Source organism: Achromobacter sp. JD-1, from assembly GCF_038594925.1.
Lineage (GTDB): Bacteria > Pseudomonadota > Gammaproteobacteria > Burkholderiales > Burkholderiaceae_B > Achromobacter > Achromobacter spanius_C.
Genome location: NZ_JBCGCS010000008.1, coordinates 40,284 through 53,970 on the forward strand (window position 1 = coordinate 40,284; position 13,687 = coordinate 53,970).

The 13,687-nt window shown below is 65.1% G+C and carries 14 protein-coding genes; 8 read left to right on the forward strand and 6 right to left on the reverse strand.

Features of this window, described 5'->3' with window-relative positions:
- Positions 1-85 precede the first annotated feature (85 nt).
- Positions 86-1,315: an SMI1/KNR4 family protein gene (locus tag WBR68_RS14230; protein WP_230694577.1), complete on the reverse strand. Its 1,230-nt coding sequence runs from the start codon at positions 1,313-1,315 to the stop codon at positions 86-88.
- A gap of 73 nt (positions 1,316-1,388) precedes the next feature.
- On the reverse strand, positions 1,389-2,435 hold the full coding sequence (locus tag WBR68_RS14235; protein ID WP_127185428.1) for an aldo/keto reductase: 1,047 nt from the start codon (positions 2,433-2,435) through the stop codon (positions 1,389-1,391).
- 328 nt (positions 2,436-2,763) lie between these two features.
- On the opposite strand from WBR68_RS14235, the gene WBR68_RS14240 reads away from it, so the two are divergent.
- From WBR68_RS14240 to WBR68_RS14265, 6 genes are all read left to right on the forward strand, one after another.
- On the forward strand, positions 2,764-3,729 hold the full coding sequence (locus tag WBR68_RS14240; protein ID WP_050448432.1) for an AraC family transcriptional regulator: 966 nt from the start codon (positions 2,764-2,766) through the stop codon (positions 3,727-3,729).
- A gap of 104 nt (positions 3,730-3,833) precedes the next feature.
- Positions 3,834-4,823, forward strand: coding sequence for a LysR substrate-binding domain-containing protein (locus WBR68_RS14245; RefSeq protein WP_230694578.1), 990 nt, complete (start codon positions 3,834-3,836; stop codon positions 4,821-4,823).
- 117 nt (positions 4,824-4,940) lie between these two features.
- A complete protein-coding gene (gene ycaC, locus WBR68_RS14250; protein WP_050448393.1) occupies positions 4,941-5,567 on the forward strand; it encodes an isochorismate family cysteine hydrolase YcaC in 627 nt (208 codons plus the stop codon).
- A 140-nt stretch (positions 5,568-5,707) separates the two neighbouring features.
- Positions 5,708-6,271: a DUF3455 domain-containing protein gene (locus tag WBR68_RS14255; protein ID WP_050448394.1), complete on the forward strand. Its 564-nt coding sequence runs from the start codon at positions 5,708-5,710 to the stop codon at positions 6,269-6,271.
- Between the two features lie 119 nt (positions 6,272-6,390).
- Positions 6,391-6,960: a sigma-70 family RNA polymerase sigma factor gene (locus WBR68_RS14260; RefSeq protein WP_127185430.1), complete on the forward strand. Its 570-nt coding sequence runs from the start codon at positions 6,391-6,393 to the stop codon at positions 6,958-6,960.
- Complete coding sequence (locus tag WBR68_RS14265; RefSeq protein WP_230694579.1) at positions 6,957-7,694, forward strand: anti-sigma factor; 738 nt, start codon at positions 6,957-6,959, stop codon at positions 7,692-7,694. The genes WBR68_RS14260 and WBR68_RS14265 overlap by 4 nt, the downstream gene beginning before the upstream one ends.
- A gap of 13 nt (positions 7,695-7,707) precedes the next feature.
- Here the strand turns inward: WBR68_RS14265 and WBR68_RS14270 are convergent, their stop codons facing one another.
- Positions 7,708-8,856: a sterol desaturase family protein gene (locus tag WBR68_RS14270; protein ID WP_050448433.1), complete on the reverse strand. Its 1,149-nt coding sequence runs from the start codon at positions 8,854-8,856 to the stop codon at positions 7,708-7,710.
- Positions 8,857-9,108: 252 nt separating this feature from the next.
- Here WBR68_RS14270 and WBR68_RS14275 point away from each other — a divergent pair, with 252 nt between their 5' ends.
- The gene (locus WBR68_RS14275; protein ID WP_230694580.1) at positions 9,109-9,333 is read left to right on the forward strand and encodes a YdcH family protein; all 225 of its coding nucleotides are present in this window, start codon (positions 9,109-9,111) and stop codon (positions 9,331-9,333) included.
- A 27-nt stretch (positions 9,334-9,360) separates the two neighbouring features.
- On the opposite strand, the gene WBR68_RS14280 is transcribed toward WBR68_RS14275, so the two are convergent.
- The 3 genes from WBR68_RS14280 to WBR68_RS14290 are packed head-to-tail and all read right to left on the reverse strand — an operon-like array spanning position 9,361 to position 12,592.
- The gene (locus WBR68_RS14280; RefSeq protein ID WP_164741287.1) at positions 9,361-10,347 is read right to left on the reverse strand and encodes a Bug family tripartite tricarboxylate transporter substrate binding protein; all 987 of its coding nucleotides are present in this window, start codon (positions 10,345-10,347) and stop codon (positions 9,361-9,363) included.
- Between the two features lie 30 nt (positions 10,348-10,377).
- Positions 10,378-11,604 (reverse strand): CaiB/BaiF CoA transferase family protein, encoded by a 1,227-nt coding sequence (locus tag WBR68_RS14285; protein ID WP_100854979.1) that lies wholly within the window; start codon positions 11,602-11,604, stop codon positions 10,378-10,380.
- 31 nt (positions 11,605-11,635) lie between these two features.
- Positions 11,636-12,592, reverse strand: a complete 957-nt coding sequence (locus WBR68_RS14290) for a hydroxymethylglutaryl-CoA lyase (RefSeq protein ID WP_230694581.1) — start codon at positions 12,590-12,592, stop codon at positions 11,636-11,638.
- 130 nt (positions 12,593-12,722) lie between these two features.
- Here WBR68_RS14290 and WBR68_RS14295 point away from each other — a divergent pair, with 130 nt between their 5' ends.
- Positions 12,723-13,631, forward strand: coding sequence for a LysR family transcriptional regulator (locus WBR68_RS14295; protein ID WP_050448401.1), 909 nt, complete (start codon positions 12,723-12,725; stop codon positions 13,629-13,631).
- The last annotated feature ends 56 nt before the right edge of the window (positions 13,632-13,687 follow it).

The window sequence follows — 13,687 nt, forward strand, 5'->3', positions numbered from 1 at the left end:
ACGCGAAGCACATTCTAGTCGGGGACGGCGCACGGTGGGCGCCAGCACAGCGGGCCTCGCCCTTCCAGGCAAGACACCCGCAAGGTCATAGCGAAAACTGCCGCAGGTTGGCAACGCGTTCGGCCAAGCCGTCCGCGCCCAGGTAATGGCCCAGCTCGCCCGCGCGCACCTTGCGCAGGTCCTCCTGGTAGCGGTTGGCCATGGCATCGCGCACCTCTGCAAACGCGGCGGCGATACCGTCACCGCAGGCGGCCGCGACGCGGCGCGCGGCCTCGGGCGATCCGCAGGCCACGCATCGGGCCACGCCCAGCGCATCGGCTTGAGCGCCTTGCGCCAGCAGCCGCAGGACGAGTTCAACCGAGGGCTTGCGGTCAAAGCGATGAATGGCCGTTGGGCTGACCGCCGCGCCCGCTTGCAACAAGGCGTCGGCGGCGGCGTAAGCGTGCTGCATCAAGGCTACGTCCACCGGCGTGGCGCTACCGCGCAAGGGCTGATCGAAATGCATGCCCTGCTCTGCCAATTGCCGCACCAGCGCCGCGTCATCCTTTCTGATGGCGTGTTGCAAAGCCAGGCCGGCCAAGCGCGGCGACTGCATCAGCGTGCCGGCCGCCAGCGGGCCACGCCAGTCCACCAGCGCGCGCCGGTAGTACGCGACGAGCGCGTCCGCCAGCACTTGCGGCATGCCATGGTCCGACACCCGTTCGTCCAGATATTCCAGCACGCGCACGCCGGGGCTATCCAGGTCGTCTTCCGGGTCTGTCTCCAGGGACAGCGCGGCGAAGGCGGCGTGCAGATCCGGCGCAATCGTTGCAATGCCATCCTGTTGCAGGGCGTGTGTCCAGCCGGGCAGACCCTGCTTCCAGGCCACGATGCTGCCAGCGCGGGGGCCGGGCTCCGTCACCACATAGATGCGGTCGCAGTATTCAAAACCGCCTATCGGCAGATAGCGCAGCGTGCCGTTCCAAGTCTCGCCGTCTTCGGCGGCGGCGGCTTCGGCGCACTCTTGTTCGTGTTCGATCCAGCCTTGCAGATCGCGATAGTGGTCGCTGCCGTCGTAGAACAGTTCGGACCAGCTCAGGGCCTCTTCATTGCCGTTCATCCGCGCGTGCAGGTCGTAGGCCAGCTCGCCGCCGGCGGTCAGGCGCCATAGGTCGCGCAAGGCTAGTGGCAAGGGGCCGGCGCAGGCGGATTCAATCTCCGCGATGCGCGCGTCGGACAAGGGCGGCTGCACCGCGATCAGCACGCGGTCGGCGAACAGCGCAATGCCGTGTTCGCGCAAGACGCGCACATCGTCGGGGGAAAACGGGTGGGTCATCTGGCGTCTTCATTCGTTAAAGCTGCCAGGATTCTACTAGCTGGTCACCCGTCCAACCCCACCCCCGTCGGGCTTACACCGCGCCCGACTCAAGCAACTGCTGGCGGCGGAATTCGCCTTGGCGCACGTGCATCCAGCCGGGATACTCGGGCGGCAGCGCGCTGACCTTGTCCAGCGCGGCCAGCTCGTCTTGTGTCAGCTTGATGGCGGTGGCGGCCAGGTTGTCGTCCAACTGATCCACCCGCTTGGCGCCGATGATGACGCTGGTGACCACTTGCTGATGCAGCAGCCACGCCAGCGCCACTTGCGCCACCGACACCCCGCGCGCGTCGGCCACCGACTTGAGCGCGTCGATGCTGTCGTAGGCGCGGTCGCGGTCCACGGGCGGGAAGTCGAAGGCGGCGCGGCGGCTGCCGGCTTCAACCGAGCCATCACGGCTGTACTTGCCGCTGAGCAGGCCACCGGCCAGCGGGCTCCACACCATCAGCCCGACGCCTTCGCTTTGCAGCATGGGCACGAGTTCGCGTTCCAGGTCGCGGCCCGCGATCGTGTAGTAGGCCTGTAGCGATTCAAAGCGCGCCAGCCCCAGGCGTTCGGCAATGCCCAGCGCCTTCATGATTTGCCAGGCCGCCCAGTTGGACACCCCCACGTAACGCACGTGGCCGTGTTGCACCAGGGTATCCAGCGCGCGCACGGTTTCCTCAATAGGCGTGGCGGGGTCGAAGCCGTGGATCTGATAGAGGTCGATGTGGTCCAACTGCAAGCGCGCCAGGCTCTTCTTCACGCCATCCAGGATGTGCACGCGCGAATTGCCGCGCGCATTCACGCCCGCGCCGGTCTGGCCGAACACCTTCGTGGCGATCACCACGTCGTCGCGCGCCACCTTCAAATCGCGCAGGGCCTGGCCCGTGATGACTTCGGAGCGGCCTTCCGAATAAACATCCGCCGTGTCGATGAAGTTGACGCCCGCGTCCAACGCGCGGCCGACCAGCCGGTTGGCGTCTTCCTGTTGCAGGTTGCCGATCTTGCTCCACAGTTCGCCCTCGCCGCCAAAGGTCATGGTGCCCAGGCAGAGTTCCGAAACGAATAGGCCGGTGCTGCCGAATTTTTTGTATCGCATGGTTGAGCTCCTGTCAGCGGCGTCGCGGGTCCGTGCGCCCCGGAATGGAACGCCGGACGCCAGCTTGCCGGGGGTGCAAACAGTATGCGTCGACCAACGGCCGCATGCACTGCTTGATCCTGCCCTTTTTTTGCCTGATTCTCTGGCACGCCTCTTGGAGAATCAGGCATGCGCCCGATCCTCCAAACTTTCTGCCCATTTCTCCACACCGAAAACAGTGCCTGTTCATCACGGCAGGACCGCGCATACACTGAGGCTCGCCCTATCCTCTGCGGCGCCGCCGGCTTGCCTCGCGGACGGCGCGCGTTCCGGAGCCCCCATGCCTTCCATGCCTATTACTACCGACCCACCCGAGGGTTCCGTCACTACCGCCCCCTTGGACATCGCCTACGAACCGGCCCGCCGAGAGCTGCTTTGCACGCTGGACCGGATGACGGGCGATCTGGAAGGGTCGCTGGACACGCCCATCGAAGGCCTCTACCTGCACCGGCTGTCACAGCCCACCGGCGCCAAGCCGGGGTTGCAGAAAGCCGCGCTGGCGGTGATTGCCCAGGGTTCCAAGCGCCTGCTGATCGGCGATGAGAGTTTCGAGTACGACCCCTTCCATTACCTGATCTCCTCGGTGGACCTGCCTGTCGTGGCCAAGGTGTCGGTGGCCAGCCCGACGCTGCCCTACCTGGGCCTGCGGCTGGATCTGAACCCCGAAGAAATCGCCGAGCTGATCAGCGACGAAAACCTGCCTCCGCTGGTGCCCGCGGAAGCGTCTCGCGCGCTGTGCGTGAATCCGCTGGGCGGCTCGTTGCTGGACGTGGTGCTGCGCTTGCTGCGCCTCTTGGACAGCCCGCGCGACATCCCCATCCTGGCGCCCATGGTCAAGCGCGAACTGCTGTACCGGCTGCTGATGAACGGCCAAGGGGTGGTGCTGCGCCAGACCGTGCTGCAAGACAGCCAGTTGAACCGCGTGGCCAAGGCCATCCGCATCCTGCGCGACAACTACGCCCAGCCGCTGCGCGTGGAGGAAATCGCCCGCGACGTACACATGAGCGTGTCCTCCTTGCACCACCATTTCAAGCAGGCCACCGCCATGAGCCCGCTGCAATACCAGAAGCACCTGCGCTTGCAGGAAGCGCGCCGTTTGATGCTGAGCGATGACGCGGGCGTGGCGCTGGCCGCGCATGCCGTGGGCTACGAGAGTTCGTCGCAGTTCAGCCGTGAATACAGCCGCCTGTTCGGCACCCCGCCGCTGCGCGACAAGCAGCGTTGGAAAGAGGAATCGCTGGGCGCGGCGGCCTGACCGGATTTTCCGCGCGGGTCCGTTCCGCTTCCGTCTTCTGGCAACCACCGGCGCCGTTATATGCTCGCCGCTACGTTCAGAAATCGAGAAACGCGGAAACGATCATGCATGACTTGAATGATCTCTATTATTTTGTCCAGGTGGTCAAGAACGGCGGCTTCGCGCCCGCCGGCCGCGCGCTGGACATCCCCAAATCCCGCCTGAGCCGCCGCATCGCCTTGCTTGAGGAGCGGCTGGGCGTGCGCCTGATCCAGCGTTCCACCCGCAGCTTTGCCGTGACCGAACTGGGCCAGGAATATTTCGACCAGTGCCTGTCGATGCTGGCCGGGGCCGAAGCGGCGCAGGACGTCATCGACCGCACGCACGCCGAGCCACAAGGCACCATCCGCATGAGCGCGCCACCCGCGCTGATCTACTATTTTCTGGGCGATGTGGTGGCGCGCTTCATGGAACGCTGCCCCAGGGTACACGTCTACCTGAAGAGCTTTTCGCGGTCGGTCGACGTGCTGCGCGAAGGGTTCGACCTGGCGGTGCGCGTGCGCTTCGGCCCCATGGAAAGCAGCGACCTGGTCATGAAACACCTGGGTATGAGCTGCCAGAGCCTGGTTGCCAGCCCCGCGCTGGCGCGCTCGCTGCCCCCAAACGCCGATGTCGCCCAGTTCGCGCAATTACCCACCTTGGCGCTGGGCACCGAGCAGCGGGAATGCCAGTGGCGGCTGGACGGGCCCGACGGCGCCCGCCTGAGCGTGCCCTTCACGCCGCGCCTGGTCACCGACGACATGCTGGCGCTCAAGCAAGCCACCCTGCGCGGCGTGGGCGTGGCCGCCTTGCCCCTGATGATGATCCGCGACGAACTGGACGCCGGCACATTGGTGCCGGTGGGTGCACCCTGGGTGCCCGAACCCGGCGCCGTCCATGCCGTCTTTCCGTCGCGGCGCGGCCTGCTGCCGGCGGTACGGGAGTTACTGGATTTCATGGCGGCGGAGTATGGTGAAACCGCCCGGCGTGAATGCGATACGCAGCAGCGCCACGGCATTACTAGCCCAAAATCCCTTACTCCCCTCATCGAACCCCGCTTATCGTCCGATAAATAGAACGCTGAAGCGCAATTTGGCCGACTACCGGGGTTATAGGCTGGTATTTAGAATTCTGTTCATGCACTCAACGCGCAACACCGCGCACCACCTTGAAGACATAACGGAGCAAAAACCATGACCAAGCCCTACGTGAAACTGGACAAGAACGAAGCCGCCGTCCTGCTGGTTGATCACCAGGCTGGCCTGCTTTCCCTGGTGCGTGATTTCCAACCGGACCAATTCAAGAACAACGTGCTGGCCCTGGCCGACCTGGCCGAATATTTCAAGCTGCCCACCATCCTGACCACCAGCTTCGAAGACGGCCCCAACGGCCCGCTGGTGCAGGAACTGAAAGACAAATTCCCCACCGCCCCCTACATTGCCCGCCCCGGCAACATCAACGCCTGGGACAACGAAGACTTCGTCCGGGCCGTCAAGGCCACCGGCAAGAAGCAACTGATCATTGCCGGCGTGGTCACCGAAGTGTGCGTCGCCTTCCCTGCCCTGTCGGCGCTGGAAGAAGGCTTTGACGTGTTCGTCGTGACCGATGCGTCGGGCACGTTCAACGAAGTCACCCGCAACGCCGCCTGGAGCCGCATGGAACAAGCCGGCGCGCAACTGATGTCGTGGTTCGGCGTGGCCTGCGAATTGCATCGCGACTGGCGCAACGACGTGGAAGGCCTGGGCACCCTCTTCGCCAACCACATTCCTGATTACCGCAATCTGATGGCCTCGTACTCGGCCAACCGCAAGGCGAACTAAGCCGCGATCTTCCCCCGCGGGCCGGATGCAGAAATATTTGCATCCGGCCTGCATCCAATTCGGTCTCCCGCGTGTAGTACCTGTACCGGCGCGCATGGTGCGCGTCGTCTACAGACCTTTCACGTCGCTGGAGACCGCTCATGAAGACCCAACGTTCGCACCGCATCCCCGTCGTTACCGGCCTGTTCGCCGTGTCGCTCCTGGCCGCCTGCGGCTCGATGAGTTCCAAATCCATGGCTTATTCCCAAGCCAACCTGCCTGCCAGCATCCAGGTGCCGGCTGGCAACAAGGTGGCCTGGGAAACCGTGGGCGTGGGCGAAATCACCTACGAATGCCGCGCCAAGGCCGACATGAAGGGCCAGGCCGAATGGGTGTTCGCCGGCCCCAACGCCGCGCTGAATGACCGCATGGGCAAGCAGGTGGGCAAGTACTACGGCCCGCCCGCCACCTGGGAAGCCATGGACGGCTCGAAAGTCACCGGCAAGCAACTGGCCGTGGCGCCCGCCGGCGACGGCAACATCCCCTACCAACTGGTGCAGGCGAATCCGGCCATGGGCGCGGGCGCGATGACCGGTGTGACCTACATCCAGCGCGTCGCGCTCAAGGGCGGCGTGGCGCCGAAGACGCCGTGCACCACGGCGATGCTGGGCCAGAAAAGCGTGGTGAAGTACCAGGCTGACTACATTTTCTGGAAGGCGAACTAAGCACGCCGGCCCGCCGCCCCATCGGCGGGCCAGCGGCTGGAGAGTCCGGTAAGATGGCGCAACCTTCAACCGCGCATGACGGGTTCGCGCGGCCGCTCCCTTACCGTCACTGCTCTCGCATGCCGAACCGCCTGACCCCGGATTTCGATTACGAAGCTGCCTTGCAGGCCTGCGCGGCCGGTCGCCGGCCCGCGCTGGAAGCCCTGTATCGGCAAGAAGGCCCGCGCCTGCTGGGCGTGGCCCAACGACTCCTGCGCGATCGCGCTTGGGCAGAGGACATCGTGCATGACGCATTCGTCAAGATCTGGAACCAGGCCGACACCTTCGACGCATCGCGCGGATCGGGACGCGGCTGGGTGTACAGCATCACCCGCAATCTGGCGTTGAATGCGCTGCGCGACACCGCTCGCGAAACCGACGTTGACGATGACGCGGCCGCCGCCCTGGACGCGCGCGACGCCATTGAAGCCTGGCACGACACCCGCGACGCCTTCGACTGGCGCGCCAGCGCCGGACGCATTGGCCCCTGCCTGGAAGAACTGGAACCCGTACGCCGCAACTGCGTGCTGCATGCCTACGTAGAGGGGCTGACGCACAGCGAAATCGCCAAGCGCCTGGGTGCCCCGCTGGGCACCGTCAAGGCCTGGATCAAGCGCAGCCTGCAAGCGCTTAAGGAGTGCCTGGCATGAGCGCTCCGCAACCGTCCCACGACGACATCGACGAGCTCGCTGGCGAATATGTGCTGGGCACCTTGTCGGCCACGCAACGCCGCGACGCGCAGGCGCGCATGACGCACGACGCCGACCTGCGCGCGGCGGTCGCGCGCTGGGAAGCCAGGCTCTTGCCCTTGACCAACCTGTCCGAGCCGGTTGAACCGTCGACCAGCCTTTGGCCTCGCATTACCCGCACGCTGGATTCGGCACAGGCGCAGGCGCGGCCCGCTGCCAGCGCCAAGTCCCCCCCCAAGCCCGGCCTCTGGGACAGCCTGGCATTCTGGCGCAGCCTGGCCATGGGCGGCATGGCGGCGGTGCTGATCCTGGGCAGCACGCTGGCGCTGCGCCCGGTGGCCACGCCCGATACGCCGCAGTATGTGGTGGTGTTGGTGGCGCCGCAATCACAAGCGCCCGGCTGGGTGGTGCAGGCGCAGGCCGGCCAAAGCGCCGTGCAACTGGTGCCCATCACCGCAACCGAAGTGCCGCCGGATCGTGCGCTGGAATTCTGGACCAAGGCCGATGGCTGGGCCGGCCCCGTATCGCTGGGCCTGGTCAAACCCGGCGAGCCGGTCCGGATCCCGCTGGACAAACTGCCGCCGTTGGAACCCAACCAGCTTTTCGAGCTGACGCTGGAACCCAAGACCGGCTCGCCCATCGGCAAGCCCACCGGCCCGATTCAATTCATCGGGCGCGCGGTCAAGATGCTGTAGCGGGCATCACCCTCTAGCGCTTGCGCGCGAAGGGGTATGCCTGCTGCGCCAGGAAGGTGCCCGGCATGTCGTTATCAAGAATCCCGTAGTTCTCGGGCAAGCGCTTGCCCACGCCGCGCACGGCGGTGCCAAAGGCGTAATCGATGAACGAGAAGTGCGCGGCGTAGTTCTTGTCGATGGCTTCGGTGTCTGACGAGTGGTGCCAGTGATGGAAATCCGGCGTCACGATGATGTAGCGCAGCCAGCCCCACGGCAGCTTCACGTTGGAATGGATCAACACGGCCTGGAACCCGACGATGATGATGTAGGCGTCCAGCACCGCCTTTGAAAACCCCAGCACGAACAGCACACCCAACACGGCCACGCGGGTGATCAGCAGTTCAACGATGTGCAGGCGCGAACCGGCCAGCCAGTCCAGCGTGCGCGTGCTGTGGTGCACCGCGTGAAAGCGCCACATGAACGGCACCTCGTGATAGACGCGATGCGCCGCGTATTGCGCCAGGTCCGCCACCAGCACCGCCACGAACAGTTCCAGCAAATACGGCATCGACTGAATGGCGGCCTGCAAGGGTTCATACGCCGCCCACGAAAACAGCCGGTGGATGAAGAAATTGATGCACAGCAGCACCGCGCCCACCGACAGGTGGTTGAACAGGAAGTGCTTCATGTCCACCTGCCATTCGCCGCGAAACACGGGCTGCCCGGGATACAGCGGTGTCAACTTCTCGAAAATGATGAAGACCATGCTGGACGCCAGCAGATCCAGAATGAACCAGTCCAGGCCCAGGTACGGGTGGTTGCCGGTGTTGGACGCGGTCACCACCACCTGGCTGCCGCCTGCCGCCACCGCGCAGCACACCAGCGCGAAGGCCGAGATGTTCAGCCAGCGCTGACGCCCCAGCACGGTATTGGCAAGCGCAATGGAACCCGACACCAGCAACGCGGAAAACAGCAGCGTGCGCATCGCTTCCACGGAGTAGAAGGCGCGCAGTTCGGGGGTGGTGAGATAGGCGGGGAAGTGAAAAGCCAGCACGCCCAGCACGGCCAGAATGGCCAGGAACAGGGCAATCACGCCGCTGATCATGCCAGTACCCGGGTGGATGCGCCCGTCCTTGCGGAAAAGCTCAAAAACTTGCCGAACACCGGACGCGCGCTGTTTCATGTCTGCGATATGACTGACCACGGGGGCCAGAGTGTATCCCCGCCTTGACCTCGCCATGTAATCAAACGTGAATATCAACGACAAATTCAGCGCCCATTCGTATCGCCCTTGTTCGCGCGCAACCCGCTTGCCCCGCCCTGGCAGGGGGCGGGTTGACAATGAACAGTCGTTGGCGTGTCATGAGGACGCCGACGCTCGCCGCGCTTGGCGCGTGCCGGTCCCCGTCAACGGGTTACCAAGAGAGAGGCCCTAATGTTCCCTGAATATCGCCAACTCATTACGCAGCTGAAATCCGAGAACGCGCATTTCTCGGCCCTGTTCCAGCGTCACAACGACCTGGACCAGGAAATCCAAAATATGGAGGACGGCAAGGTGCCGTCCTCAAGCGCCCACATCGAGGTGCTGAAAAAAGAAAAACTGCTGCTCAAGGACAAGCTGTACAGCCTGCTACGCGCAGCCGACCAGAACACTGGCTGAGCGCCTGCCCGACAGCGGCAGCCCGCCCTACATCAGCTCCAGACCCGCCCCCCGCACCACGACCGCGTACCTCGCCATTTCAGAACGAAAGTGCGCCGCCGTCTGTTCGGGGGGCATCAGCAGAATGCGGTTATTCTGCGCCGCCATGGCCTGCTTGACCTCGGGTGAGTTGAACGCCCGACCCAACGCATCGTAGATGCGGCGCACATCGGCCGCCGGCAAGTTTGCCGGCCCTGCCGCGGCGAACCAACCACCGATCTCGTAATTCGTCAGCCCCTGCTCACGCGCCGTGGGCAAATCAGGCAAGGCTGCCATCCGCTCGGCGCCGCAGGCCGCCAGCGCCTTGAGCCCACCGCTCTTGATCTGCGGCAGCACCGAAGGCAGCGACAAGACGCCGAAATCCACCTGCCCGCTTATCAGGTCCGTCATCATGGGGCCCACGCCTTTATAGGGAATGTGTCGCGCTTTGACCCCCGCCTGCTGCACAAACATCTCGGCGGCCAGATGCAGGATAGTGCCGTTGCCCGACGAGGCGTAGTTATAGCGGCCGGGTTCGCGCGACAGCAATGCGGTCAGCTCCTTGAGGTTGCCCGCCGCGATCTGCTTCGGGTTGGCCACGATCAGGAACGGCGTCATGCCCACCATGCTGATCGGCGTGATGTCAGCCAGCGGGTCGAATGGCAAAGACTTATAGACGCTGGGAAAAATCACATGATTGTTCGACAGCATGCTTAGCGTGTAGCCGTCCGGCGCTGACCGCACCAACGCGGACGTGCCCACGATGCCGCCCGCGCCCGGCTGGTTTTCGACCACGACCGTATGGCCCAGCGCGGCGGACAGCGCCGGACCGGCCGACCGCGTGATCGTGTCCACGCCCGACCCCACCCCCACGGGCAGGATGAATTTGATGGGCCGGTCCGACTGCGCCCTGCCCAGGGCTGGCGCGCCCAACATCGCCACGCCCAGCGCTCCCAGTACTTGTCGGCGGCTCCACCCCGCGCGTTGATTGCTCATGTTTGTCTCCTATTGGTTTTTTGTTTCCCATCACGCTACCGCGCCCTGCTCCCGCAGCGCCGCAATCTGCGTTGCGTCATAACCCAGGTCCGCCAGCACGGCGTCCGTGTCCACGCCCAAGGTCGGCGGGTGCAGCCGCACCCCCAACCGGTGTCCGTCCATCATCAATGGGAACAACGCCGCGCCCGCGGTCTGGCCGGCACGTTCGCCGTCGGGCAGCCGGATGTCGGCCAGCCCGCCCGTGGCGCGCAGATGCGGGTCGTCGTAAAGCGCTTCGGGCTTCACGATAGGCGCGAACGGCAAACCGATGCGCTCGAATACGCTTGATAGCTCCGCCGCGCTATAGCCGGCCAGACGCTCGCGCAGGTCGGCCAACAAGGTGGGGCGCAGACGCACCCGGTCATTATTGGTGGCCATGGCCGGATCGCGCTTCAAGTCATCGAATCCGAAGGCGTCGCAGAAGGTGACCCATTGCGCATCGCTGACGGCCGCCAGGAAGATCTGCTCACCATCCTTCACGGTGAACACGTCGTACAGCGCCCAGGCGGAAACACGATCCGGCATCGGCGCGGACGGCTGGCCGGTGATGGCGTACTGCAGCATGTGCTGCCCCACCAGGAAGACGTTGTTCTCGAACAGGGCCGACTGCACTTCCTGCCCCCTGCCCGTAATACCCCGCTGGATCAGCGCGGCCATGGCGCCGATGGCGCCGAACATGCCGCCCATGATGTCGTTGACGCTGGTGCCCGCTCGCACCGGGTCGCCAGGCCGGCCGGTCATGTAGGCCAGCCCGCCCATCATTTGCACGACTTCATCCAGGGCGGTGCGCATCTCGTAGGGGCCGGGCAGAAAGCCCTTGTGGCTGACGTAGATCAGCCGGGGGTTGTCTTGCGACAGCGAGGCGTAGTCCAGCCCGTACTTCGCCATCGTGCCGGGGCGAAAGTTCTCGGCCACCACGTCGGCGCTGGCCGCCAGCTTGCGCGCGGCGGCGGCGCCTTCGGGGCTTTGGATATCCAGCGCAATGCTCTTCTTGTTGCGGTTGAACATCGGGAAGAAGCCCGCGCCCACGCCCAGCAGATGCCGGGTGCGATCCCCCCGCACCGGTTCCACCTTGATGACTTCGGCACCCAGGTCCGCCAGCACCATGCCGCAGGTCGGGCCCATCACCATGTGCGTGAACTCGACCACGCGCAAGCCGGCCAGCGGCAATGCACGGGGAGACGGGGGCGTAGCAGTATCTTGAATCGGTTGTGGCATGAGGAAGCTCGAAAGAAGTTGGCGGACGCAATCAGGCAGCCGCGCCGGATAGGGAATGGAACGTCTTGGGCAGGCCGGCCTGCCACAGCGCGCCGTGCAAGGGCTGGTCCGGCAGCCAGACGCCAACCTTCTGGCGCAGCGCCAGCAATCGGCTGATGTCCACGCCGGTGGCGATGCCCATGCTCTCCAGCATGAACACCAGGTCTTCCGTGCTGACATTGCCGCTGGCGCCGGGGGCATGCGGGCAGCCGCCGATGCCCGCCAGGCAAGCGTCAAAACGCGACACGCCCGTTTCCAATGCGGCCAGCACATTGGCCAGCCCCAAGCCCCGCGTGTCATGAAAGTGCGCACAGCACAGGCGGTCGCCCGCCAGGCGGCGCGCCTCGTCAAAAAGCCGCCGCACCGCCACGGGGTCGGCATAGCCCACCGTATCGGCCAGGCTGACGCGGTCGGCGCCCGCATCCAGCAAGGCCTGCATCAGCCGCAGTACCTCCTGCGGCGGGACATGGCCCTGCAAGGTGCAGCCGAATGCCGTGCCCACCCCGCCTTCAATCAGCATCGACGACCCGGCCGCATCGCGCGCGGCGCGCATCTGGCCGACCATCGCCACCACCTCATCCGGGGTCTTGCGCAGGTTGGCCAGGCTATGGGCATGGCTGGCCGACAAGGGCACCAGCATCAGGTCCGCGCCGCTGGCCAGCGCGCGTTCGGCGCCTTTCAAGTTGGGCACCAAGACCGACACCGTTAATCCGTCCAGGCGTTTGGCGTGGGCCACCAAGGTCTCGGTATCCGCCAACTGCGGCAGCAGGCGGGCGGGCACGAACGACCCCACTTCAATCTCGCGCTGGCCGGCGGCGTAGGCGGCGTCGATCCATTCAAGCTTGGTTTGCGTGGGCATGACGACGGACAAGCTTTGCAAGCCGTCGCGCAGCCCCACTTCGCGCACCGTGGCGCGGTTCGGAAAACAGGAGGACGGGGCGATCGGCATGGCAGCGGCGTTATCCAGTAAGGCTTCATCAAGCAACCAAGCCAGTTTAGATATTCTCGATTCACGCACAAGCGGTATTCTGGAACGACTAATATTCCATTCCGGAACTTCTTGAAAAGGCGGCACCGCCATGCGTGACCTGGACATCACCACCCTGCGCCTGTTCATCTCCGTTTGTGAAACCGGCAACATCGCCCGCGCCGGTCAACGCGCCAACATCGTCGGCTCGGCCATCAGCAAACGGCTGGCGCAGTTGGAAGACACCGTGGGCGCCAAGCTGTTGACGCGCAAGCGCCGGGGCGTCGAACCCACCGAGGCCGGCGAAACCCTGTTGGAACACGCACGCGCGATATTGGCCAGTTCGCAACGCATCGAACGCGACATGTCGGCCTACGCCAGCGGCGTGAAGGGGCAGGTGCGCATCCTGGCCACCGCGTCCGTTTTGGCGGAATCCCTGGCCGAAGACATCGCGGCATTTCTGCAAGCCGCCCCCCACCGCAACATCCGCGTGGACATGGAAGAGCGCGTCAGCCAGGACGTGGTGCGCGAGGTCAAGGGCGGCATCGCCAGCCTGGGTATCTGCTGGGACGCGGCCGACTTTCACGGGCTGGACACCCGGCCGTACCGAGGCGACCGCCTGGCTGTCGTCACCGCGCCCGATCATCCGCTGGCCGAGCGCGACGCGGTCTGGTTCGACGAGGCCTTGGACTACGAGCATGTGAACATGCCCGCGGCGGGCGCGGTCCTGCGCATGTTGCAAACCGCGGCCAACCAAAGCGGCAAGTCTCTACGCCACCGCGTCACCGTCAGCAATTTCGACTCTGCTTTTCGCGTGGTGCTGGCGGGCTTGGCAATCAGCGTGGCGCCCATCGAGGTAGCCACGCCCTATGCCCTGGCCCATGGCCTGCGCGTACTGCCACTGCATGACCCCTGGAGCCACCGCCGCTTCGCCATCTGCATGCGCGACGTGCACGCGCTGTCGGCGGCGGCCAGCCTGTTGCTGGATCATCTGGTCGCGGCGGGCCGGGCGTCGGCGTGACACCTGGCCACCACGTTGTTTAGACGAACTAACGTTGATTTAGCTTATTTAGTTTT

Bases quoted from the DNA above. Each gene is read 5' to 3' on its own strand.
- WBR68_RS14230 (WP_230694577.1), bottom strand. From the start codon at position 1,315: ATGACCCACCCGTTTTCCCCCGACGATGTGCGCGTCTTGCGCGAACAC.
- WBR68_RS14235 (WP_127185428.1), bottom strand. From the start codon at position 2,435: ATGCGATACAAAAAATTCGGCAGCACCGGCCTATTCGTTTCGGAACTC.
- WBR68_RS14240 (WP_050448432.1), top strand. From the start codon at position 2,764: ATGCCTATTACTACCGACCCACCCGAGGGTTCCGTCACTACCGCCCCC.
- WBR68_RS14245 (WP_230694578.1), top strand. From the start codon at position 3,834: ATGCATGACTTGAATGATCTCTATTATTTTGTCCAGGTGGTCAAGAAC.
- ycaC (WP_050448393.1), top strand. From the start codon at position 4,941: ATGACCAAGCCCTACGTGAAACTGGACAAGAACGAAGCCGCCGTCCTG.
- WBR68_RS14255 (WP_050448394.1), top strand. From the start codon at position 5,708: ATGAAGACCCAACGTTCGCACCGCATCCCCGTCGTTACCGGCCTGTTC.
- WBR68_RS14260 (WP_127185430.1), top strand. From the start codon at position 6,391: ATGCCGAACCGCCTGACCCCGGATTTCGATTACGAAGCTGCCTTGCAG.
- WBR68_RS14265 (WP_230694579.1), top strand. From the start codon at position 6,957: ATGAGCGCTCCGCAACCGTCCCACGACGACATCGACGAGCTCGCTGGC.
- WBR68_RS14270 (WP_050448433.1), bottom strand. From the start codon at position 8,856: ATGAAACAGCGCGCGTCCGGTGTTCGGCAAGTTTTTGAGCTTTTCCGC.
- WBR68_RS14275 (WP_230694580.1), top strand. From the start codon at position 9,109: ATGTTCCCTGAATATCGCCAACTCATTACGCAGCTGAAATCCGAGAAC.
- WBR68_RS14280 (WP_164741287.1), bottom strand. From the start codon at position 10,347: ATGAGCAATCAACGCGCGGGGTGGAGCCGCCGACAAGTACTGGGAGCG.
- WBR68_RS14285 (WP_100854979.1), bottom strand. From the start codon at position 11,604: ATGCCACAACCGATTCAAGATACTGCTACGCCCCCGTCTCCCCGTGCA.
- WBR68_RS14290 (WP_230694581.1), bottom strand. From the start codon at position 12,592: ATGCCGATCGCCCCGTCCTCCTGTTTTCCGAACCGCGCCACGGTGCGC.
- WBR68_RS14295 (WP_050448401.1), top strand. From the start codon at position 12,723: ATGCGTGACCTGGACATCACCACCCTGCGCCTGTTCATCTCCGTTTGT.